A 22,810-nucleotide genomic window follows, 5' to 3' on the forward strand; every position below is an offset into this window, starting at 1 on the left:
TGCAATGAAGCAGCCACGCTCGTCAAAATCAAACAAGCGTTTAAACGGTGCCTTGCTCACGCAGTGTGGCAATCCTGGCAGCGTCGTAGCCCAGCGCGCGCAGTACGTCGTCGGTATGTTCACCCAGTTTGGGAGGGGCCTGATTGTACTCGACCGGCGTGCCGGAAAGTTTGATCGGACACCCTACCAGGGGCACATTTTGCCCTACGCTGTCCTGCATGTGTATTTCCATGCCGCGATGGCGAATCTGCGGATCGTTAAAGGCCTCGTCAACGGTGTTGATCGGTCCACATGGCACACCGGCTTCATCCAGCCGTTTGAGCCATTGCTCACGGGTATTGCCCATGAAGGCTTCAGCCAGCAAGGGTACCACGCTGTCGCGGTGCTTCACCCGCTGCGGATTGCTGGCAAAGCGTTCGTCATCGGCCAGTGCCGGCAGGCCGATGACCTGGCATACCGCGCGGAATTGCTTGTCGTTGCCGCAAGCCAGAATGAAATGGCCATCGGCACAAGCAAACACCTGATAGGGCACGATATTGGCGTGGGCATTGCCCAGCCGTGGCGGCACTTGCTGCCCGATCAGCCAGTTCATATTGATATTGGCCAAGGACGCCAGCGCACAATCGAACAGTGCCATGTCAATGTACTGGCCCTTGCCGCTGCTTTGGCGCGCGATGATGGCAGCCAAAATGGCATTGCTGGCATAGATGCCGGTGAACAGGTCGGTGACTGCCACGCCCACCTTGTGCGGCTCGCCATCAGCCGGGCCGGTAATGCTCATCAGGCCAGACATACCCTGCACGATGTAGTCGTAACCCGGCAGCTCGGCATAAGGGCCATCCTGCCCAAACCCAGTGATGGAGCAATACACCAGCCGCGGGTTGAGTTGACTGAGGCTGTCGTAATCCAGCCCGTATTTTTTCAGCCCGCCCACCTTGTAGTTTTCAATCACCACGTCGGCATCGCGTGCCAGTGCACGGACAATCTCCTGCCCTTCCGGCTTGGTAATATCCACCGTCACCGAGCGCTTGCCACGGTTGGCACACAAAAAGTAGGCGGCCGTGCCATCCGGCAAGCTGGGCGGTGCCCATTGGCGGGTATCGTCACCGGCACCGGGGCGCTCCACCTTGAGCACTTCGGCACCCAGATCAGCCAGCAACTGCCCAGCCCACGGCCCGGCCAGTACCCGGGAAAGATCCAGAACCTTGATGCCTGCAAGTGCGCCCGCCATGGTGTTCTCCTGATTGATTCGTTAGTGGCCGTCTGGCGGCCGGATGGACAGTGTGATGCCGCCGCTGATGCAGCCACATGACAATGTTCACCAAAAAAAGGGCCCGGTAAGCACCGGGCCTCGCAAGGACAGACAGGAACCAACAACGGGGGCAGGTGGAGCCACACCCCCGCTGTGCTATCAGGCAAATGCCTGAATACCGGTCTGGGCGCGGCCCAGAATCAGGGCATGCACATCGTGCGTGCCTTCATAAGTGTTGACGGCTTCCAGGTTCATCACGTGGCGGATCACGTGGAATTCGTCGGCAATGCCGTTACCGCCGTGCATGTCGCGGGCGATGCGGGCGATATCCAGCGACTTGCCGCAGTTGTTGCGCTTGATCAGCGAAATCATTTCCGGCGCGGCCTTGCCTTCGTCCAGCAAGCGGCCCACGCGGATGGCAGCCTGCAAGCCCAGCGCGATTTCGGTCTGCATATTGGCCAGTTTCAGCTGGACCAGCTGGGTGGCGGCCAGCGGGCGGCCAAACTGTTTGCGGTCCAGCGTGTACTGACGGGCGGCATGCCAGCAGAACTCGGCGGCACCCATCGCACCCCAGGCGATGCCGTAACGGGCCTTGTTCAGGCAACCAAACGGGCCTTTCAGGCCTTTCACGCCCGGCAGGATGGCATCTTCCGGCACCAGCACTTCGTCCATCACGATTTCACCGGTAATGGAGGCACGCAGGCTGAACTTGCCGTGAATCTTCGGTGCGGACAGGCCTTTCATGCCTTTTTCCAGCACGAAGCCGCGGATTTCACCTTCGTCATCCTTGGCCCACACCACGAATACATCAGCCACCGGGCTGTTGGTAATCCACATCTTGCTGCCGGACAGGACATAACCGCCGTCTACCTTGCGGGCACGGGTTTTCATGCCGGCGGGGTCGGAACCGGCATCCGGTTCGGTCAGGCCGAAACAGCCCACCCATTCGCCAGTGGCCAGCTTGGGCAGGTATTTGTCTTTCTGCGCTTCCGAGCCATAGGCCCAGATCGGGTGCATGACCAGGCTGGACTGCACGCTCATGGCCGAGCGGTAGCCGGAATCGACACGCTCCACTTCACGTGCCACCAGACCATAAGCCACGTGGCTGAGACCGGCACAGCCGTAGCCGTCGATGGTGCAGCCCAACAGGCCCAGTTCGCCCATCTCGCTCATGATTTCGCGGTCGAAGCGTTCTTCACGGTTGGCCGTCAGCACGCGCGGCAGCAGGCGGTCCTGACAGTAGGCTTCGGCAGTCTGCTGGACCAGGCGCTCTTCTTCGGTCAGCTGGTCGGCCAGCAGGAAGGGATCTTCCCAGGCAAAGGGTGCGCGGCTGTTGGATGCGGCCATCGAGGTATCTCCTTGGTGAACTTGTTCCGCATTGCGGAATTGCATTTTACATTGCAGAATAGACTAGCAACTCCAAAATCGGCTGTAAAGCGTTTTCTTTTATCGTGGTCGCAAGCAGGCTATGCTTGCCGCTCGCGCCAGGCTGCCCATACCAGATGTTTCGGCCATCCATATAGAAATGAGGAATGCAATGCAGGAAGAAGATGACAAGGACCGACTATTCGTTACCGCGCTGGCGCGTGGCTTGCAGGTGATGGCGGCATTTCGCCCAGGCGAGTCGGCACTGTCCAATCTGGAAATCGCCAAGCGCACCGGCCTGCCCAAATCCACGGTATCGCGGCTGACCTACACCCTGACCACGCTGGGCTATCTGTCGCAGGATGAGCACAGCGGCTTTTATCGCTTGGGCGTGGCCTTGCTGGCACTGGGCTCGGTGGTGCTGGCCAGCTACGACATCCGCCAGGTGGCCGGGCCGCTGATGCGCGAATTTGCGCTGGAAAACAATGTCTCCATCAGCCTTGCGATGCGCGACGGCACCGACATGGTTTACCTGGAAACCTACCGCAGCCAGTCCCGCGTCAGCGTGCAACTGACCGTGGGCTCACGCGTGCCGATTGCCACCACCGCCATCGGCCGGGCTTTTTATGCCGGACTGCCGGTGAACGTGCGCCAGCAACTGGATGGCGAGCTGGCCACACGTTATGGCGAACGCTGGCCGGAGCTGCAACAACGCCTGCAACAGGCGATGGAGGAATACCAGCGCTGCGGCTACTCGGCGTCCTTCGGCGAGTACGAACCGGACGTGATGGCCGTTGGCGTGCACCTGCCCTCGCCCACGCCCGGCCAGCCGCCGATGAGCCTGAATGCCAGTGGCCCGGCATTTGCCTTCAGCGCCGAGGTGATGCAGCAGCAAGTGGCACCCGCGCTGATTGCCTTGCGCCAGCGCATTGTGCCGGTGGCCTGATGGCTCCGGCAAAATGGCAAAAGCCGCCAAATGGCGGCTTTTTTCTTGCAGGCCGGCTGGGGATCAAGCGCTCTGGATGTAATGCACCAGCTGGTTGATGACCTGCGCCTGCTCATGGATGGTGGCATGAACCAGATCGCCAATCGACAGCATGCCCAACACCGTTTTGCCCTCCAGCACCGGCAGGTGGCGGATATGTTTTTCAGTCATCAGCGCCATGCACTGGTCGGAGTTCTGCTCGGGGGTGACATACACCACCTTGCTGGTCATGATGTCGCGGATGCGGGTTCCGGCCGAAGTGCGCCCTTGCAGCACAATGCGGCGGGCGTAATCCCGTTCAGAGAAAATACCGACCACCTCGCCGCCATCCATCACCAGCACCGCACCGATATCATGTTCCGCCATTACCTGTAATGCCTGAAATACGGTACTTTCCGGCGTAACGGTAACCAGTACCCGCCCGGACTTTTGCTCCAGCAACTGTCTGACTGTCTGCATTGCACCCTCCTCATCGGCCAAGAGAACCTGAAACAGGCTGTTTCAATACTATAGAACAAGTTTGATCAACAACATGGCTGGCGGCAGGCAAGAAAAAGGCCGGCAGGCAGAACGCCCCCGGCCTGGTCAATGCGCAGCAGTCGTTCAGCTGGCGCGAATCATGGTGCCCACGCCGTCATCGGTCATGATTTCCAGCAGCAATGCGTGCGGCACACGGCCGTCGATGATGTGCACGGTGTTCACGCCGCTGCGGGCGGCATCCAGTGCCGAGCTGATCTTGGGCAGCATGCCGCCGTGGATGGTGCCATCGGCAAACAGGGCGTCCACTTGCTGGGCGGACAGGCCGGTCAAGAGCTTGCCTTCTTTGTCCAGCACCCCGGGGGTGTTGGTCATCAGGATCAGCTTTTCGGCATTCAGGGTTTCCGCCAGCTTGCCCGCTACCAGATCGGCATTGATGTTGTAGGCTTCGCCATTTGCCCCTACGCCGATGGGAGCCACCACCGGGATGAAGTCCTGGCGGTCCAGCAAGGACACCAGCGACGGGTCGATACTGGAAATTTCACCCACCTGGCCAATGTCGATCTTCTCTTCACTTTCATCGCTGAGGAACATCTTTTCCGCGCGGATGAAGTGGCCATCCTTGCCGGTCAGGCCAACGGCCTTGCCACCATGGGTGTTGATCAGCGAGACGATTTCCTTGTTCACCAGGCCGCCCAGCACCATTTCCACCACGTCCATGGTTTCCTGGTCGGTTACGCGCATGCCCTGAACAAACTTGCCTTCCTTGCCAACGCGTTCCAGCAGCTCGTTGATTTGCGGGCCACCGCCATGCACCACCACCGGGTTGATGCCCACCAGCTTGAGCAACACGATGTCCTTGGCAAAGCCTTCCTTGAGTGCATCGTCGGTCATGGCATTGCCACCGTACTTGATCACGATGGTCTTGCCGGAAAAACGGCGGATATACGGCAGGGCCTCGGCGAGAACCAACGCTTTTTCAGCGGCATTTACGGACACAACGATCTCCTTCTGCAGAGTGAAGGCCGGAAGCGCTCCGGCCATGGGCGACAATGTGTTGCATTCTAATCAATCAAACTACTGAACACTGATTTATTAATTGTACTGCTTACTGCTTTGCACTACATTGCACAGCATTAATGAACAGGCATTCAGATAAATCCATGACAGAAAACTGTCCAATCGCGCGTTGGCGCAGGAAGAAGGAAGCACGGCCGGCCGAAATTCTGGATGCAGCACTGATCCAGTTTGTCGAAAAGGGCTACCGCGCCACCAAGATGGAAGACATAGCCCGCGCCGCAGGCGTGACCAAAGGCACGCCCTATCTTTATTTCCAGAACAAGGAAGAGATTTTCAAGGCGATCGCCCGTAGCACCATTGTTGCCAATCTGCAGCAACTGGCCCAGGTTGCGGCCGACTTCCAGGGGAGTACCAGCGCGCTGTTTCATCACATGATAGAGCACTGGTGGCAAGAGGTAGGCTCTGCGCCATCCGCCGGCCTGTGCAAGTTGATGATTGCCGAAGCAGCCAATTTCCCGGAACTTGCACAGTTCTACTTTGAAGAAGTGATCGCCCCCAGTAACCAGATGCTCAGCACAGTGCTGGAGCGCGGCATCGCCAGCGGCGAATTTCGCGAAGTGTCGCTGGAACATACCGTGGATGCCCTGCTGGCCCCTCTGCTGACCACGATGATTTTCAATCACTCCTTCGCCCAGCTGCCCGGCTGCTGCATCGGCTCCACCAAGGACCCGCTCGGCTTCCTCAAGGATGCGCTTGATCTGGTATTGCACGGCCTGAAAAAGAACTGACAGGAACACTGCCAATGTCCATTCCCTTCCGACTCGCCAGTCTGGTAGCCCTCACCCTGCTGCTGAGTGCTTGCCAACAGCATGACAACAGCGTGGAAGAAATCCGCCCGGTACGCATCACCACTGCCGGGACGCCTGGCAGCCAGCCTAGCGATAGTTTTGCCGGGCAGATCCGCGCCCGCACCGAAACCGACCTTGCTTTTCGCATTGGCGGCAAGATTATTGCCAAGCTGGTGAACAGTGGCGAACACGTAAAAAAAGGCCAGGTTCTGGCCCGCCTTGACCCCAGCGACACCAGCCTGGATATCAGTGCCAAACAGGCGCAGCTGGCGGCGGCGGAGTCCGACCTTGCACAACAGCAACTGAACCTGCAACGTTATCAGCAGTTGCTGGCCAAGCAATTCATCAGTCAGGCGCAGGTAGACAGCCAGCAAAATGGCGTCAATGCCGCCCGCGCCAAACGGGATGAAGCCCGTGCCCAACTGAGCGCCAGCCGCAATCAGGGCAGCTACACCCAATTGCTGGCTGATGCCGACGGGATTATCAGCCAGATTTCAGCCGAACCGGGTCAGGTGGTGGCCGCCGGACAGCCGGTGGCAAGTCTGGCACACGATGGTGAGCGGGAAGCTGCCATTCAGGTGCCGGAAAATGCCTTGCAACAGGTGCGCCAACAAAAGCAATTTGCCGTCACCCTGTGGGCCGGCCAACAACAGTTTGCAGGCAGCTTGCGTGAACTGGCCGGCGATGCCGACCCTGCCACCCGCACCTACGCCGCCCGGATCAGCCTGCCTCATGCCAGCGCACTGGCACTGGGTCAGACAGTTACCGTCACCCTGAGCGGCAATGGTGCAAGCCAGACTCAAAGCCTGCGTCTGCCGCTGACCGCCTTGCTGGACGAGCAGGGCAAGCATTATGTGTGGGTGGTGGATGACAAGACCTTGCGCGTCAGCCGTCGTCCGGTCGTCGTACAGCGCATTGACAGCCAGAGCGTCACCCTGCAGGGCGGCGTGCGGCCGGGTGAAAAAGTGGTCAGCGCGGGCGTACACCTGTTGCACGACCAGCAGCGCGTCACCTTGCTGCAAGGTGCCTTGTAAATGAAAAAACTCAATCTGTCGGAATGGGCGCTGCGTCATCAGGCGCTGGTGCTGTACTTCATGGTGATGCTGATGGTATCCGGCCTGTGGGCCTATACCCAGCTGGGCCAAAAGGAAGACCCGGAATTCACCTTCAAGGCCATGCTGGTGCAAACCTACTGGCCGGGTGCCAAGGCGGTGGAGGTCGAACAGCAGATCAGCGACCGGCTGGAAGAAAAACTGCAGGAAATGCCGGAAATCAAGTACGTGCAGAGTTACAGCAAGCCGGGCGAATCCCTGCTGCTGATTACTCTGCGAGAGGACGTCCCGGCCAAGAATGTGCAGTCACTGTGGTATCAGGTGCGCAAAAAGCTGGGCGATGTACGTCACAGCCTGCCCACCACCACGCAAGGGCCCTTCTTCAACGACGAGTTCGGCGATACCTTCGGCAACATCTATGCCTTCACGGGTGACGGTTTCACACCGGAAGAGCTGCGCCGTGTGGTGGACCAGGCCAAAGAGGAAATCCTGCGCGTACCGGATGTCGCCAAGGTCAACCTGATTGGCGAGCAGAGCGAGAACATCTACATCGACCTGTCCAGCAGCAAGCTCGCTTCGCTGGGCCTGGACACCAGCACCATCTGGAGCGCTCTGCAACAACAGAACGCCATGATGCCGGCTGGCACGTATGAAACCGCCAGCGACCGCATCTGGGTGCGCCCGACCGGCAATTTCAGCACGGTGGAATCCGTCGCCAACACGCCCATCATTGCCAATGGCAAGAACCTGCGCCTGGGCGATATCGCGCAGATTCATCGCGGCTTTGTCGACCCGCCCAGCTTCCGCATGCGTTTCAATGGCCAACCGGCGCTGGGCCTGGCCATCACCATGAAAAGCGGTGGTGATGTCCTGCAACTGGGTGAGCACCTGGACGCCACCCTCAAGCAAATCCAGTCCAAGCTGCCGGTGGGCATCGAGATTCACGCGGTTTCCGACCAGCCCAAGGTGGTCAAGAGTGCCGTCAGTGAATTCATGCGCTCGCTGATCGAAGCCGTGCTGATTGTGCTGGCGGTCAGCTTCTTCAGTCTGGGCCTGCGTACCGGCGTGGTGGTGGCGCTGTCCATCCCGCTGGTGCTGGCCATGACCTTCCTCGCCATGTACTTCTTCAAGCTGGACTTGCAACGCATCTCGCTGGGCTCGCTCATCATTGCGCTGGGCCTGCTGGTGGACGACGCCATCATCGCAGTGGAAATGATGGCGCTGAAGCTGGAACAAGGCTGGAACAAATTCCAGGCCGCAACCTACGCCTACACCAGCACCGCCTTCCCCATGCTGACCGGCACACTGATTACCGCCGCCACCTTCCTGCCGGTGGGGCTGGCCAAATCCGACGCGGGCGAATATGTGTTCAGCCTGTTCGCCGTGGTGGGTCTGGCCCTCATCCTGTCCTGGATAGTCGCGGTGGTGTTCACCCCTTTCCTGGGTTACAAACTGCTGTCGGAGAAAACCGCACATCACCAGCAGCACGATGTCTATGACAAACCCTTCTATCTGCGCTTCCGCAGCCTGCTGGAATGGTGTCTGCACTACCGCAAAACCGTGATTGCCATCACCCTGGGCATTTTCGTGCTGTCCTTGCTGGCCTTCCGCCTGCTGGTGGCGCAGCAGTTCTTCCCCTCGTCCAACCGGCCGGAGCTGATGGTGGACCTGTGGCTGCCGCGCGGTGCCAGCTATGCCGCCACCGAAAGCGAAGTGAAAAAACTGGAAGCGCTGATCCGCCAGGACAAAAATGTGCGCAGCGTCACCAGCTATGTCGGCAGCGGCAGCCCTCGCTTTTATTTACCGCTGGATCAGCAACAGCAGCACCTGAACTACGCCCAGCTGATGGTGATGACCGGTGACGAGCATGTGCGCGAGCTGGTGAAGAGCCGTATCGAACAGATTTTCGATCACGACTTCCCCCTGGTACGCGGCCGCGTCACCCGACTGGAAAACGGCCCGCCGGTGGGCTACCCTGTGCAGTTCCGCGTGATGGGGCCGGACCATGACAAGATCCGCGCCATTGCCGCCGAAGTGGAAAAAATGGTCAGAGCCAATCCGGCCACCCGCCATGTCAACATCAACTGGGGCGAGCAGCTGAAGGCGCTGCGCATCACGCTGGATCAGGACAAGATCCGCCTGCTGGGCATCAATAGCCAGTCCTTGTCCCAACAGCTGCAAATGCTGATTTCCGGAGCCACCGTCACCGACTATCGCGATGGCAACCGCACCGTCGGCATCGTGGCGCGGCTGAACAAGCAGGAGCAGAGCGATGTCGCGGCACTGGGCAATTTGCAAGTGCAAACCAGCAGCGGACGCTTTGTACCGGTGTCGCAACTGGGCAAGATTGACTATCAGCCGGAAGAATCCATCATCTGGCGGCGCAACCGTCTGCCCACCATTACCGTCAATGCCGACGTGGCCGATGGCGTGCAGGGCGATGATGTCTCCACCGCGCTGTGGCCGCAGATGCAGCAGTTGGAACAGACGCTGCCGCTGGGCTATCACATCGAACTGGGCGGCTCGCTGGAATCCAGCAGCAATTCACAAACGGCCATTGCCGCAGTAGCACCATTCATGATCGTGGTGGTGCTCACCCTCTTGATGCTGCAATTGCACAGCTTCCAGCGCACGCTGATGGTATTGCTGACTGCACCGCTAGGCATGATAGGGGTCACGCTTACCCTCATCCTGTTCCAGGCACCATTCGGCTTTGTCGCCATGCTGGGGGTGATTGCCCTGTCCGGCATGATCATGCGTAACTCGGTGATCCTGGTGGATCAGATCGAACATGACATCAGCGAAGGCATAGACCGCCACGAAGCCATTATCGGCTCGACGATACGGCGCTTCCGCCCCATCATGCTCACCGCACTGGCGGCCATCCTGGCCATGATTCCACTCACCCGCAGCACCTTCTGGGGGCCGATGGCGGTGGCCATCATGGGTGGACTGCTGGTGGCCACGGTACTGACCCTGCTGTTCCTGCCGGCCCTGTATGCTCAGTGGTTCAAGGTGGACCGTCCGCAAAAGAGAACAACATGAAACATCCTGCCCGATTCACGCCCTTGCTGCCTGCACTGGCCCTGCTGCTGGCCAGCACCAGCAGTTTTGCCTTCGACCTGAGCGAAGCCTGGCAGGCCGCCCGCAGTTACAACAGCGACTACGCCGGCTCGCGTGCCGACCTTGAGGCCGGTCGCGAACTGGCCGTACAAGGCCGCGCCCAGCTGTTACCACAAGTCGGCCTGACTGGCAGCTACAGCCATACCAACCCCACCCAGCCAGCAGGCCAGGCCACTTACGACAGCTCCGGCTATGGCATTCAGTTGGCACAGCCCTTGTTTGATATCAGTAAATACAGCGCCTATCAGAAAGGCAAAATCGCCAGCCAGCAGGCCGACACCAGCTTTGGTGCTGCCGAACAACAGCTGATGGTGGACATCGCCCGCGCCTACTTTGACGTCCTGCTGGCCGAAGACACCCTGACTGCCACCCGCGCTAGCAAGAAGGCGTACCAGACCCAGCTGCAACAGGCCAAAACCGCATTCGATCTGGGAACGGCCACCATCATCGACACCCACGAAGCCCAGGCTGGTTTTGACGCTGCCAGCGCCAAGGAAATCGTGGCGCTCAACCAGCAGGAAATCAGCCAGAACAATCTGCGTCGGCTCACCGGGCTGGACCCGCGTGCCATCCAGCCACTCAAAGCGCAACTGCCCCCTCCCCCCGCTGGCGATTTGCAAAGCTGGCTGGAACTGGCCACCCACAACAGCCTGGCCCTGCGCGCAGCTGAACAGGCCTTGCAATATGCCAGCCAGACCGTCACCGAAAAACGCGGCAACCAATTACCGGTGGTGGCGCTCAATGCAGGTTTCAACGACAACCGCAGCAATCAGAACGGTGCACTACCTGTCACCCGTGGCAGCAGCATCGGCGTGTCGGTCAGCCTGCCGCTGTTTGCCGGTGGCGGCATCAACTCGCAAATCCGCGAAGCACTGGCCAAGGAGGAATCCGCCCGCGACAAGCTGGAATCCACCCGCCGCCAGCTACGCGAGGATGTACGCAAGAGCTGGCTGGGCGTGACCAATGGCGCAGCCCTGGTACGGGCACAACAGCAGTTGCTGGTATCAGCCAAAAGCAAGGTGGACTCCACCAAGCTGGGCAAGGAAGTCGGCATCCGTACCAATCTGGATGTATTGCAGGCCGAGCAGTCTTACTACGATGCCATGACCAGCCTGGCCACCGCCAAATACGACTACCTCACCGCGCGCCTGCAACTGGAACAAGTGGCCGGCACGCTGGATGAAGGCCGGCTGCAAATCGTGAACGCAGCAATCCGCCATTAGACAAATTTGCCATTTGTGATCAAATAGGGCTACTGTTTGCGCAGCAGCCCTTTTTTCATGGTGTGCTTGTCTTGCAACAAGTGTTTAACTTTTCGATGCAGGTGTAGCTTTTTGCTAAACACCTGATTAGAATCAAACCACTCTGGAAAACGCCAGAAACTGGCCCAGCCAACTGGTTGACACTGATAAAAGCATCGCCAAATGCCCTAGGTGCTCCAGCATTCATGTTCAGGACAATGCCACCAGGCACCCCAATCTTTAGGAGAGATGGAATGAGCAACAAAGATCTGATGCAACGCAAGGCCGATGCAACCCCGCGCGGCGTGGGCGTCATGTGTACTTTCTTTGCCGACAAGGCCAAGAACGCCGAAGTATGGGATGTTGAAGGCAATCGTTACATCGACTTTGCTGGTGGTATCGGCGTACTGAATACCGGCCATCTGCATGCCAAGGTACAGGCTGCCGTGGCCGAACAACTGAACAAGTTCAGCCACACCTGCTACCAGGTTGTGCCTTACGAATCCTATGTTGCCGTGGCCGAAAAGCTGAACAAGCTCAGCCCCGGCAACTTCGCCAAGAAAGCCGCCTTTTTCAGCACGGGTGCTGAAGCAGTCGAGAACGCCATCAAGGTAGCGCGCGCTGCTACCGGCCGCCCGGGTGTGATCGCATTTGGCGGCGCCTTCCACGGCCGTACCATGCTGGGCATGGCACTGACCGGCAAGGTTGCCCCGTACAAAATCGGCTTTGGCCCGTTTGTTGGCGAGATCTACCACGCCGCTTACCCGAACGCCCTGCATGGTGTATCGGTTGAAGATTCGCTGGCCAGCATCGAAAAACTGTTCAAGTACGACATCGAAGCCAAGCGCGTTGCCGCCATCATCTTCGAACCGGTACAAGGCGAAGGTGGTTTCTACTCTGCCCCGGCAGAATGGGTGCGCGCCATCCGCAAGCTGTGTGACGACAACGGCATCGTGATGATTGCCGACGAAGTACAAGCCGGCTTCGCCCGTACCGGCAAGCTGTTTGCCATGGAACACTTCGACGTTGCCGCCGACCTGACCACCATGGCCAAGTCGCTGGCTGGTGGTTTCCCGCTGGCCGCACTGGTGGGCAAGGCCGAACTGATGGACGCACCGGCACCGGGCGGCCTGGGTGGTACTTATGCTGGTAGCCCACTGGGCCTGGCTGCTGCCAATGCCGTTATCGATGTGATCCAGGAAGAAAACCTGCTGGAACGTTCCAACAAGCTGGGCGACCTGCTGAAGGAAAAACTGCACAGCCTGAAGAAGGACATCCCGCAGATCGCCGACATCCGTGGCCTGGGTGCCATGGTAGCTGTTGAATTCAACAAGCCGGGCACTCACGAGCCGGATGCCGAATTCACCAAGAAGGTACAGACCAAGGCACTGGAATCCGGCCTGATCCTGCTGACTTGCGGCGTGTACTACAACGTGGTTCGCTTCCTGTTCCCGCTGACCATCGAAGACGAAGTGTTCGCCGAAGCGCTGGCCAAGCTGGAAGCCGCACTGAAGGCCTGATCCGTCACGGACTGATGATGACGGCCAATCCCGGCAACGGGGTTGGCCGTCTGCACGCACACCATCCTCCACCCATTCTGGAGAGAAACATGCTGAATCTGAAAGACCCCTCCCTGCTCAAGCAGCAGTGCTACATCAACGGCCAGTGGCTGGATGCTGACAATGGCGAAACCATCCCGGTCACCAACCCGGCCACCGGTGAAGTGATTGCCAGCGTACCGAAAATGGGCAAGGCGGAAGCCGAGCGCGCCGTAGCCGGTGCCGCCGAAGCCTTCAAGAGCTGGAAAAAGAAATCCGCCAAAGAGCGCTCCGTCATCCTGCGCCGCTGGTTTGAACTGATGATGGCCAACCAGGACGACCTGGCTGTTATCCTCACCAGCGAACAAGGCAAGCCGCTGACCGAAGCCAAGGGCGAAATCGCCTACGGCGCTTCCTATATCGAATGGTATGGCGAAGAAGCCAAGCGCCTGTATGGCGACACCATTCCAGCTCCGGCATCCGACCGTCGCATTCTGGTCACCAAGGAGCCGATCGGCGTTACCGCCGCCATCACGCCGTGGAACTTCCCCAATGCCATGATCACCCGCAAGGCTGCCCCGGCGCTGGCCGCTGGCTGCCCGATGGTGGTACGCCCGGCTAGCCAGACTCCACTGTCGGCTCTGGCCATTGCCGTACTGGCCGAACGTGCCGGCATTCCGGCTGGCGTGTTCTCGGTACTGACTGGCAGCTCCAGCGAAATCGGTGCCGTGCTGACCGGTAGCGACACCGTGAAGAAATTCTCCTTCACTGGCTCTACCGAAGTGGGTCGCAAGCTGATCGCCCAATGTGCCGACACCGTCAAGAAAGTGTCGATGGAACTGGGCGGCAACGCACCGTTCATCGTATTTGATGATGCCGATCTGGATGCCGCCGTTGAAGGCGCGATGATTTCCAAGTACCGCAATGCCGGCCAGACCTGCGTCTGCGCCAACCGCATTCTGGTACAGGATGGCGTGTACGATGCCTTCGCCGAAAAATTTGCCGCCGCCGTGGCCAAGCTAAACGTGGGTAACGGCCTGGAAGCCGGCATCACCCAAGGCCCGATGATCGACCAGAACGCCGTGGCCAAGGTGGAAGAGCACATCGCCGATGCCCTGGCCAAGGGTGGCAAGCTGATCGCCGGTGGCAAGCGCCACGCACTGGGCCACAGCTTCTTCGAACCGACCGTGATCACCAACGTGACCCCGGCCATGAAGGTGGCCAAGGAAGAAACCTTCGGCCCGCTGGCTCCGGTTTTCCGCTTCAAGACCGAAGAAGAAGCCATCCAGATGGCCAACGACACCGAGTTCGGCCTGGCCAGCTACTTCTATGCCCGTGATGTGGGTCGTATCTTCCGCGTCTCCGAAGGTCTGGAATACGGCATGGTTGCCGTCAACAGCGGCCTGCTGTCCAACGAAGCCGCACCGTTCGGTGGCGTGAAGCAATCCGGCCTGGGCCGCGAAGGCAGCAAGTACGGTATTGAAGACTACCTGGAAATCAAGTACGTCTTGCTGGGCGGCCTGGACAAGTAAGTCCGGCTACCACGAAAAAAGGCCGCGTTTGCGGCCTTTTTTATTGCGATAGCGGCACAGTTCAGTGCAGCTTGACGATGGTTTCCGACAGCGGAATGTCTGCCTCGCGCAGGCAGTCACACAGGTCTTTCCAGCAGGCATCCTTGTCCGGTGCCACATCCGGCACCAGCAACCAGGGCGAGCGGGCCAGCAGTTCATCCTTGCCCTGCAGCTTCAGCCCCACCTCGTAGCCCTGCATTTCCGGCTGATATTCCGCCACGGCCTCCAGATCCTGCAAGCCGCCCACCTTGCCGGCAATCAGAGCCACAGTCAGGCCCAGACGCTTGCGGTTCCAGGCACGCACACCAGCGGACAGCGCCTCCCACCACGGCAGCGGAGCAAACAGTTCGGCCTCGCCATACTCCATCTCGGCACCAATGGCCTGCTGCACCAGCGGCATCACGGCATCCAGCGCCTTGCGCGACAGCTGGCGTGCCTGATCAACCGGCAAGGCACCACGCTCCACCAGGAAAGGCAGCCAGGAAATCACCAGCTGCGGGTCCTGCGTCTTGCGTGCGGCTTCATAAGTGGCACGCGAAGAAGCCGGATCCAGCGGTGCAAAGTCACAACCTGCATCCATCACGCTGGCCAGATGCATCAGGTTCTGGCAAGCACGCTCATTGAGCATGTCAACGGTGAACAGGGTGGGAGATATCCACAGGATGGCCTTTTCCGGCACATCCAGCGCATCCGCCAGCGGGGTTTCCAGCCGCTCCAGCAAGGGGAAATGCCACCACACGCCGCCTTGCGCGCGCGAAAAGGCAAAAGGCAGCGCCCATAATTCGAAGGAAACCACGGAACCGTCGGCGCGTACCACTTCGGGAAAAGCAATGGCATCGCGCGCACTATTCACCAGCAAGGCACGCGCTGCCGGTTCCGTCAGCAGGGAAAGCTGGGCTTCGGTAAACACCGCCTGATCGCCACCCATCAAGGCCTGCTGCACCTGGGCGGCAAAACCGGCACGATGCATGGGGTCAAGGGCGGCAGCACGGGCAGCGTCACGCAAGGTGCGGATAGCCTGACTGCGCTCGGCTGGCGGTAAGGGCTCGGTCGGCCCCAGGCGCATTTCACGCGGACGCGGGCCCACCTCACGCTCGGCATAAGCCTCATGCAGCCGCTGATAAGTGTGCATGGCTTCATCGCAGATCGCTTGCAGGCGGGCTGCCGTCGGCACCTCGGCACTGAAGACAAAATCAAACAGCCGCAAACCGCGATTGCAGACATAAACACTCTGGTTGTCGGCCGGATCAAACAGCAGATCACTGGCAAATGCGTCAGTATCACGACCTACAAACTCGGTAAAGTCATTGCCAACCAGGCGGCAAACAAAGGCAGGGGCTGCGGTGTGGATCAGATATTCGGTGGCCTCCAGGCCTGACGCGTCCACGGCATCGCCAAAGATGAAACGGTTAGGCGGCTGCGGCTCACCCTTGATACGGGCATTACGGGGATGCGGAGTCATCGATCAACCAAAAAAATCTGCAAAAACATCCTATTGTACCCGCCACCCCCACGTGGCGAAACCGCTGCGGTGCGAAATGAGCTAGTTGTCTGTTACACCCCGGTTACGCCAGGCGGACATCAGCCGGGACAAAGCCTGACGCTGCCGACCTGTCGCATCAAAGTTTTCCGCATTCAGCCATTGCTCCAGAACTTGCCTCACTGCAGGCCATTCGCTATCCAGGATGGAGTACCAGGCAGTATCCCGATTGCGCCCCTTGATCACCATGGACTGGCGGAACAAGCCTTCAAACAGAAAGCCCAGCCGCTCTGCTGCACGCCGCGATGGCAAGTTCAGTGCATTGCACTTCCACTCATAGCGACGGTATCCCAGTTCGAAGGCATGGCGCATCATCAGATACATGGCCTCGGTGGCGGCAGGCTTCTGCTGCAACAGCGGGGAATAGTTAAGATGCCCGACTTCAATTACCCCATTGGCCGCATCAATGCGCAGATAGCTTGCCAGGCCCACCGGCTGCCCGTTAGCTATATCGACAATGGTATAAAACTGCGGATCACTCAGCCCTTCCATGCCAGTCAGCCAGGCCGTGTAGTCGGCGAGACTGGCAAACGGCCCGTAACCCAGATATGTCCAGTTTGCATCCGCACCATCAGCCTGCATGGCCGCATGCAGCCCTGCGGCATGCTCTACGGCCGATAGTGGCTCCAGACGACAATATTTCCCCTGCAGGACAACCGGCTGCGGTGCCGGGCAAGCCCGCCACTCGGGCAAGGCCACACCATGCAACTGGCCATATTGGTTCAGTTCACCCTGCGCCAGGCGCTGCGCGATAAACTCATCAGACATTTTGTCTCCTAACACGCACACTGAATGGATGAACCGGCCGTCGCATGGCTGCCTGCCGTGGCGAAGCCATCGCGCTTCCACCAATCCAGCCCACCTTGCAACTCCTTCACACGGAACCCGAGCTGCAACAGCTTGATGGCACCGTTGGTAGAGCCATTGCAACCAATGCCATCACAGAAGGGCACCAGCAGGGCGTCCCGCGGCAAAGCGGCAGTGGTTTCTGCATTCATGGTGCGATGTGGCAGGGATAATGCGCCGGGAATGCTTTCACGTTCGAACGCGACAGTGGCACGCGTATCAATCAAAATCAGTTTTTCACCCGCTTCCAGCGCAGCCTTGACATCGGCGGCATCAATTTCATAGGCCAGTTTGGCCTGGTAAAACTCCAGCTGTGTCATGAGCTTCTCCTTGCTTGATGCATTTGCAATAGCTGCAGATTACGGGCAAATTGATTCCTCTAAAAGAACCACTCTTTGCGGATGACAAGGAACCACTTCCCCCATGCATGCCGACTGGATCATTGACTATCTGCAAGGACAGCTGCAGCGACAAGGGCAATCAACGCTGTCACAGCAGGTATACAAGCTGCTGCGTGAAGCCATTGCGCGCCAGCAGCTGGTGGCAGACACGGCACTCCCCGCCAGTCGCATGCTGGCACAAGCCTTACAGATCGGTCGCAATACCGTGCTGGCCGCCTACGATCAATTACTGGCCGAAGGCTATCTTTACAGTCGGCCAGGGGCCGGGACTTTTGTCAGCCCGGCGTTTAGCAGCCTTGGTCAACACCAGGCATCCGCCAGTGAACATGCCGGCTTGTCGCAACGGGGACAGGCGCTATCCGAGCAATACCGGCTCCCCACCGGACTGAGTGGTGCTTTTGCACCTGGTTTGCCGGAGTTACGCCAATTTCCGCATACCGTGTGGCACCGCCTTCAACATCAGCATAACCGGCAAGCGCCGTCACACTGGTGGCACTATCAGCAAGAAGGTGGGCTGCCCGCCTTACGCCAGGCCATTTGCAGCTATTTGCAACTATCCCGCTCGGTTCACTGTCACCCAGAGCAAATTCTGGTGGTGCAAGGTGCACAGCAAGCACTGGAACTGACCGCCAGATTACTTGCCGACCCGGCGGACGAGGCCTGGATGGAAGACCCGGGCTACGCCGGTGCCCAGGCAGCCATGCAGGCAGCCGGTTTACATATCATCCCGGTACCGGTCGACAATGAAGGACTGAATCCCGCGGCCGCACCGCCAGATAGCCGACCAAGGCTGATTTACATAACGCCATCGCACCAGTATCCCAGTGGCGTCGTCATGTCCCTTGCCCGCCGCCTGGAGCTGCTGCAGCGCGCTGAAGCTGATAACAGCTGGATCATCGAAGACGACTACGACAGCGAATTCCGTTACGATAGCCAACCCATTGCCTCGTTACAGGGGCTGGCCGACAGTGCACGGGTCATCTACATCGGCACCTTCAGCAAAGTCATGTTTCCTGCCATGCGACTGGCGTACCTGGTTATACCGCCAGCGCTGGTCGATGCCTTCCTCTCAGCCTATGCCCGCCTGTATCGTGAGGGCTGCTATGCTCAGCAAGCAGCGCTGGCCGATTTCATTGCACAGGGACATTTTGCCCGCCACATCCGCCGCATGCGCGACCTGTACCGCATACGCCAGCAATTGCTGCGCAGCACATTACAGCAAGCCGTAGGGGATGCCATTCCCCTCTCTTCCGGCCAAGCCGGCATGCATTTGGTGGCAAGCCTGCCCCCCTCGGTCAATGATCAGCTGCTCAGTCAGCAAGCTGCGGCCGAGCGGTTGTGGCTACGCCCGCTGTCACGCCATTTTTTGGGTGCACGGCAACGAAACGGACTGGTCCTTGGCTATGCCGGGGTCGAGGAAAACGACATTCGCCAGTCAGCACTGCGACTGGCCCAACTGGTAGAACCCTTACTGTGAATACTGACAAACCCGCATTATTGATCAGCGCCTGCCTGCTAGGAGAACCCGTCCGCTACGATGGCCAAGCCAAGGGACAAGCACCAGATCAACTGGCTGCACTGGCTGAACGTTTTCAACTGATTCCCACCTGTCCGGAATGCGCTGGAGGCCTGTCCGTTCCCCGCCCGGCGGCTGAAATTAGTGGTGGAGATGGCTCCGACGTATGGCAAGGCAAAGCAAAGGTTATGACTGCTGACGGCAAGGACCTCACCACGGCATTTACCAATGGCGCAGAGCACAGCCTGGGTCTGGCACAACAGTATGGCTGTCAACTCGCCTTACTCAAGGCCAATAGCCCGTCTTGCGGCAACCGGCACATTTATGACGGCAGTTTCACCGGTCAGCTACAGCCTGGCGAAGGTGTAAGCAGCAGCCTGCTACGCCAGCACAATATCCAGATATTTAATGAAGCAGAAATCAACAGCTTGCTGGAGCTTGCCGGTCGAAAGACATGATCTTGCACCAGCAAAATGCAAAAAGCCCGGAACTTGATGTCCGGGCTTTTTACTGCCAGATAGCTGGCGAATGGGTAGTTTGGCGGTGTCCTACTTTCACATGGCGAATGCCACACTATCATCGGCGCTAAGGCGTTTCACGGTCCTGTTCGGGATGGGAAGGCGTGGGACCACCTTGCTATGGCCACCAGACATAAACTGTCAACAAACTTGAAGAAGCTTTGTACTCCAGACTCGGTCTGCAGCACTGAATTAATTAGATTGGGTCTTTGATCGCGTCGCACACTCACTATCCATCCGGTCTCGGTTTCCCAAGCCACTCAAATGATAGGATCAAGCCTCACGAGCAATTAGTATCGGTTAGCTTAACGCCTCACAGCGCTTCCACACCCGACCTATCAACGTCCTGGTCTCGAACGACTCTTCAGGAGGGTCAAGCCCTCAGGGAAGTCTCATCTTCAGGCGAGTTTCGCGCTTAGATGCTTTCAGCGCTTATCTCTTCCGAACTTAGCTACCCGGCAATGCCACTGGCGTGACAACCGGTACACCAGAGGTTCGTCCACTCCGGTCCTCTCGTACTAGGAGCAGCCCCCGTCAAACTTCCAACGCCCACTGCAGATAGGGACCAAACTGTCTCACGACGTTTTGAACCCAGCTCACGTACCACTTTAAATGGCGAACAGCCATACCCTTGGGACCGGCTACAGCCCCAGGATGTGATGAGCCGACATCGAGGTGCCAAACACCGCCGTCGATGTGAACTCTTGGGCGGTATCAGCCTGTTATCCCCGGAGTACCTTTTATCCGTTGAGCGATGGCCCTTCCATTCAGAACCACCGGATCACTATGTCCTGCTTTCGCACCTGCTCGACTTGTCGGTCTCGCAGTTAAGCTACCTTTTGCCATTGCACTATCAGCACGATTTCCGACCGTACCTAGGTAACCTTCGAACTCCTCCGTTACACTTTGGGAGGAGACCGCCCCAGTCAAACTGCCTACCATGCACTGTCCCCAATCCGGATCACGGACCAAGGTTAGAACCTCAAAGGGGTCAGGGTGGTATTTCAAGGTCGGCTCCACAGGAACTAGCGTCCCTGCTTCAAAGCCTCCCACCTATCCTACACAAACCACTTCAAAGTCCAATGCAAAGCTACAGTAAAGGTTCACGGGGTCTTTCCGTCTAGCAGCGGGGAGATTGCATCTTCACAAACACTTCAACTTCGCTGAGTCTCAGGAGGAGACAGTGTGGCCATCGTTACGCCATTCGTGCGGGTCGGAACTTACCCGACAAGGAATTTCGCTACCTTAGGACCGTTATAGTTACGGCCGCCGTTTACTGGGGCTTCGATCAAGAGCTTGCACCCCATCACTTAACCTTCCAGCACCGGGCAGGCGTCACACCGTATACGTCCACTTTCGTGTTGGCACAGTGCTGTGTTTTTGATAAACAGTCGCAGCCACCGATTCTCTGCGACCTGTCGTAGCTCCATCCGCAGGGACTTCACCACAACAGGCATACCTTCTCCCGAAGTTACGGTATCAATTTGCCGAGTTCCTTCTCCTGAGTTCTCTCAAGCGCCTTAGAATTCTCATCCTGCCCACCTGTGTCGGTTTGCGGTACGGTTCTTGTGTAGCTGAAGCTTAGTGGCTTTTCCTGGAAGCGTGGTATCAGTCACTTCAGGTCCGTAGACCCTCGTTATCACTTCTCGGCGTTAAAGAAGGGCGGATTTGCCTACCCTTCACGCCTACCGGCTTGAACGACCTATTCCAACAGGCCGCTGACCTAACCTTCTCCGTCCCCACATCGCACTACACAAAAGTACGGGAATTTTAACCCGTTTCCCATCGACTACGCTTTTCAGCCTCGCCTTAGGGGCCGACTCACCCTACGCCGATGAACGTTGCGTAGGAAACCTTGGGCTTTCGGCGAGCGGGCTTTTCACCCGCTTTATCGCTACTCATGTCAGCATTCGCACTTCTGATATCTCCAGCATCCCTTACGAGACACCTTCACAGACCTACAGAACGCTCCCCTACCATCTGCACTTACGTGCAAATCCGCAGCTTCGGTTATCAGTTTGAGCCCCGTTACATCTTCCGCGCAGGACGACTCGACCAGTGAGCTATTACGCTTTCTTTAAATGATGGCTGCTTCTAAGCCAACATCCTGGCTGTCTGGGCCTTCCCACTTCGTTTACCACTTAACTGATCATTTGGGACCTTAGCTGGCGGTCTGGGTTGTTTCCCTCTTGACGATGGACGTTAGCACCCACCGTCTGTCTCCCATGCTCGCACTTTCCGGTATTCAGAGTTTGCCATGGTTTGGTAAATCGCAATGACCCCCTAGCCATAACAGTGCTTTACCCCCGGAAGTGATACATGAGGCACTACCTAAATAGTTTTCGGGGAGAACCAGCTATCTCCGAGTTTGTTTAGCCTTTCACCCCTATCCACAGCTCATCCCCTAGTTTTGCAACACTAGTGGGTTCGGACCTCCAGTGCGTGTTACCGCACCTTCATCCTGGCCATGGATAGATCACTCGGTTTCGGGTCTACGCCCAGCAACTAAAGCGCCCTATTCGGACTCGGTTTCCCTACGCCTCCCCTATGCGGTTAAGCTTGCTACTGAACGTAAGTCGCTGACCCATTATACAAAAGGTACGCAGTCACCCCTTGCGAGGCTCCCACTGTTTGTATGCATCCGGTTTCAGGTTCTATTTCACTCCCCTCCCGGGGTTCTTTTCGCCTTTCCCTCACGGTACTGGTTCACTATCGGTCGATCACGAGTATTTAGCCTTGGAGGATGGTCCCCCCATCTTCAGACAGGATTTCGCGTGTCCCGCCCTACTTTTCGTATGCTCAGTACCAAGAATGAAATTTCGTGTACGGGGCTATCACCCACTACGGCGGACATTTCCAGGTCCTTCCACTATCTCAATCTCTATCACATACAGGCTATTCCGCGTTCGCTCGCCACTACTGACGGAATCTCGGTTGATTTCTTTTCCTCGAGTTACTTAGATGTTTCAGTTCACTCGGTTCGCTTCCACGTACCTATGTATTCAGTACGGGATACCCTTGCGGGTGGGTTTCCCCATTCGGATATCGCGGGATCAAAGCTTTATTGCCAGCTCCCCCGCGCTTTTCGCAGGCTTACACGTCCTTCATCGCCTGTGATCGCCAAGGCATCCACCAGATGCACTTAGTCGCTTGACCCTATCATTTCAGTAACCTAAGTCACCAATCCGACAGGATTGTGTTTGTGCGACATGTCACACCGCCCCTTTTGATATGGCGACATGACATTAGATACAATCAAATTCCCAAGATGACGATTTGTCCCACTTGCAGAGTTAACTGCAGGTGTTTCATCTCGCCGTCTAATTAATTCGGCTTCTTCAGTTTGTTAAAGATCGGGCGTTTGACCTGACGGTCAATTCAACGCAAACAAAAAGACACCCGGAAACAACGTTTCCAGATACGCTTTTGTTTGAGTTGAGGTGGTGGAGGATGACGGGATCGAACCGACGACCCCCTGCTTGCAAAGCAGGTGCTCTCCCAACTGAGCTAATCCCCC

16 protein-coding genes, 1 tRNA gene and 2 rRNA genes are annotated in these 22,810 nt (G+C 58.1%); 9 read left to right on the forward strand and 10 right to left on the reverse strand.

The window, feature by feature from the left end:
• Positions 1–40 precede the first annotated feature (40 nt).
• Together HWX34_RS04965 and HWX34_RS04970 are read right to left on the reverse strand one after the other, a co-directional pair.
• Positions 41–1,231 carry a CaiB/BaiF CoA-transferase family protein gene (locus tag HWX34_RS04965; RefSeq protein ID WP_178971250.1) on the reverse strand — a complete coding sequence of 397 codons (1,191 nt, stop codon included), beginning with the start codon at positions 1,229–1,231 and terminating at the stop codon, positions 41–43.
• A 180-nt stretch (positions 1,232–1,411) separates the two neighbouring features.
• On the reverse strand, positions 1,412–2,599 hold the full coding sequence (locus HWX34_RS04970) for an acyl-CoA dehydrogenase (protein WP_178971251.1): 1,188 nt from the start codon (positions 2,597–2,599) through the stop codon (positions 1,412–1,414).
• A 190-nt stretch (positions 2,600–2,789) separates the two neighbouring features.
• Between HWX34_RS04970 and HWX34_RS04975 the strand changes: the two genes are divergently transcribed.
• Positions 2,790–3,563: an IclR family transcriptional regulator gene (locus HWX34_RS04975; RefSeq protein ID WP_062786585.1), complete on the forward strand. Its 774-nt coding sequence runs from the start codon at positions 2,790–2,792 to the stop codon at positions 3,561–3,563.
• Between the two features lie 63 nt (positions 3,564–3,626).
• Here the strand turns inward: HWX34_RS04975 and HWX34_RS04980 are convergent, their stop codons facing one another.
• Together HWX34_RS04980 and argB are read right to left on the reverse strand one after the other, a co-directional pair.
• Positions 3,627–4,061: a CBS domain-containing protein gene (locus tag HWX34_RS04980; RefSeq protein WP_178971252.1), complete on the reverse strand. Its 435-nt coding sequence runs from the start codon at positions 4,059–4,061 to the stop codon at positions 3,627–3,629.
• 144 nt (positions 4,062–4,205) lie between these two features.
• The gene (gene argB / locus HWX34_RS04985) at positions 4,206–5,078 is read right to left on the reverse strand and encodes an acetylglutamate kinase (RefSeq protein WP_370459669.1); all 873 of its coding nucleotides are present in this window, start codon (positions 5,076–5,078) and stop codon (positions 4,206–4,208) included.
• A 164-nt stretch (positions 5,079–5,242) separates the two neighbouring features.
• Between argB and HWX34_RS04990 the strand changes: the two genes are divergently transcribed.
• From HWX34_RS04990 to gabD, 6 genes are all read left to right on the forward strand, one after another.
• A complete protein-coding gene (locus HWX34_RS04990) occupies positions 5,243–5,887 on the forward strand; it encodes a TetR/AcrR family transcriptional regulator (protein WP_178971254.1) in 645 nt (214 codons plus the stop codon).
• Between the two features lie 14 nt (positions 5,888–5,901).
• Complete coding sequence (locus HWX34_RS04995; protein WP_178971255.1) at positions 5,902–6,981, forward strand: efflux RND transporter periplasmic adaptor subunit; 1,080 nt, start codon at positions 5,902–5,904, stop codon at positions 6,979–6,981.
• Positions 6,982–10,044, forward strand: coding sequence for an efflux RND transporter permease subunit (locus HWX34_RS05000; protein WP_178971256.1), 3,063 nt, complete (start codon positions 6,982–6,984; stop codon positions 10,042–10,044).
• Positions 10,041–11,345 carry a TolC family outer membrane protein gene (locus HWX34_RS05005; RefSeq protein ID WP_178971257.1) on the forward strand — a complete coding sequence of 435 codons (1,305 nt, stop codon included), beginning with the start codon at positions 10,041–10,043 and terminating at the stop codon, positions 11,343–11,345. The genes HWX34_RS05000 and HWX34_RS05005 overlap by 4 nt, the downstream gene beginning before the upstream one ends.
• Before the next feature lie 272 nt (positions 11,346–11,617).
• Positions 11,618–12,883: a 4-aminobutyrate--2-oxoglutarate transaminase gene (gene gabT / locus HWX34_RS05010; RefSeq protein ID WP_178971258.1), complete on the forward strand. Its 1,266-nt coding sequence runs from the start codon at positions 11,618–11,620 to the stop codon at positions 12,881–12,883.
• Between the two features lie 89 nt (positions 12,884–12,972).
• On the forward strand, positions 12,973–14,433 hold the full coding sequence (gabD, locus tag HWX34_RS05015) for an NADP-dependent succinate-semialdehyde dehydrogenase (RefSeq protein WP_178971259.1): 1,461 nt from the start codon (positions 12,973–12,975) through the stop codon (positions 14,431–14,433).
• Between the two features lie 61 nt (positions 14,434–14,494).
• Here the strand turns inward: gabD and HWX34_RS05020 are convergent, their stop codons facing one another.
• The 3 genes from HWX34_RS05020 to HWX34_RS05030 form a co-directional block, all read right to left on the reverse strand.
• Positions 14,495–15,934: a hypothetical protein gene (locus tag HWX34_RS05020; RefSeq protein WP_178971260.1), complete on the reverse strand. Its 1,440-nt coding sequence runs from the start codon at positions 15,932–15,934 to the stop codon at positions 14,495–14,497.
• Between the two features lie 81 nt (positions 15,935–16,015).
• Entirely contained in the window at positions 16,016–16,780 is a 765-nt protein-coding gene (locus HWX34_RS05025) for a GNAT family N-acetyltransferase (RefSeq protein WP_178971261.1), read from the reverse strand.
• 8 nt (positions 16,781–16,788) lie between these two features.
• Positions 16,789–17,178, reverse strand: a complete 390-nt coding sequence (locus tag HWX34_RS05030; RefSeq protein ID WP_178971262.1) for a rhodanese-like domain-containing protein — start codon at positions 17,176–17,178, stop codon at positions 16,789–16,791.
• Positions 17,179–17,281: 103 nt separating this feature from the next.
• On the opposite strand from HWX34_RS05030, the gene HWX34_RS05035 reads away from it, so the two are divergent.
• Complete coding sequence (locus HWX34_RS05035) at positions 17,282–18,736, forward strand: PLP-dependent aminotransferase family protein (protein WP_178971263.1); 1,455 nt, start codon at positions 17,282–17,284, stop codon at positions 18,734–18,736.
• The gene (locus HWX34_RS05040; RefSeq protein WP_178971264.1) at positions 18,733–19,233 is read left to right on the forward strand and encodes a DUF523 domain-containing protein; all 501 of its coding nucleotides are present in this window, start codon (positions 18,733–18,735) and stop codon (positions 19,231–19,233) included. The genes HWX34_RS05035 and HWX34_RS05040 overlap by 4 nt, the downstream gene beginning before the upstream one ends.
• Positions 19,234–19,310: 77 nt before the next feature.
• On the opposite strand, the gene rrf is transcribed toward HWX34_RS05040, so the two are convergent.
• The 3 genes from rrf to HWX34_RS05055 form a co-directional block, all read right to left on the reverse strand.
• A 5S ribosomal RNA gene (gene rrf, locus HWX34_RS05045) occupies positions 19,311–19,425 on the reverse strand.
• Between the two features lie 137 nt (positions 19,426–19,562).
• Positions 19,563–22,449: ribosomal RNA gene (locus HWX34_RS05050) — 23S ribosomal RNA — on the reverse strand.
• Between the two features lie 285 nt (positions 22,450–22,734).
• Positions 22,735–22,810: transfer RNA gene (locus HWX34_RS05055), tRNA-Ala, on the reverse strand.

Source organism: Aquitalea sp. LB_tupeE, assembly GCF_013391415.1.
In the GTDB taxonomy this organism is placed as follows: Bacteria; Pseudomonadota; Gammaproteobacteria; order Burkholderiales; family Chromobacteriaceae; genus Aquitalea.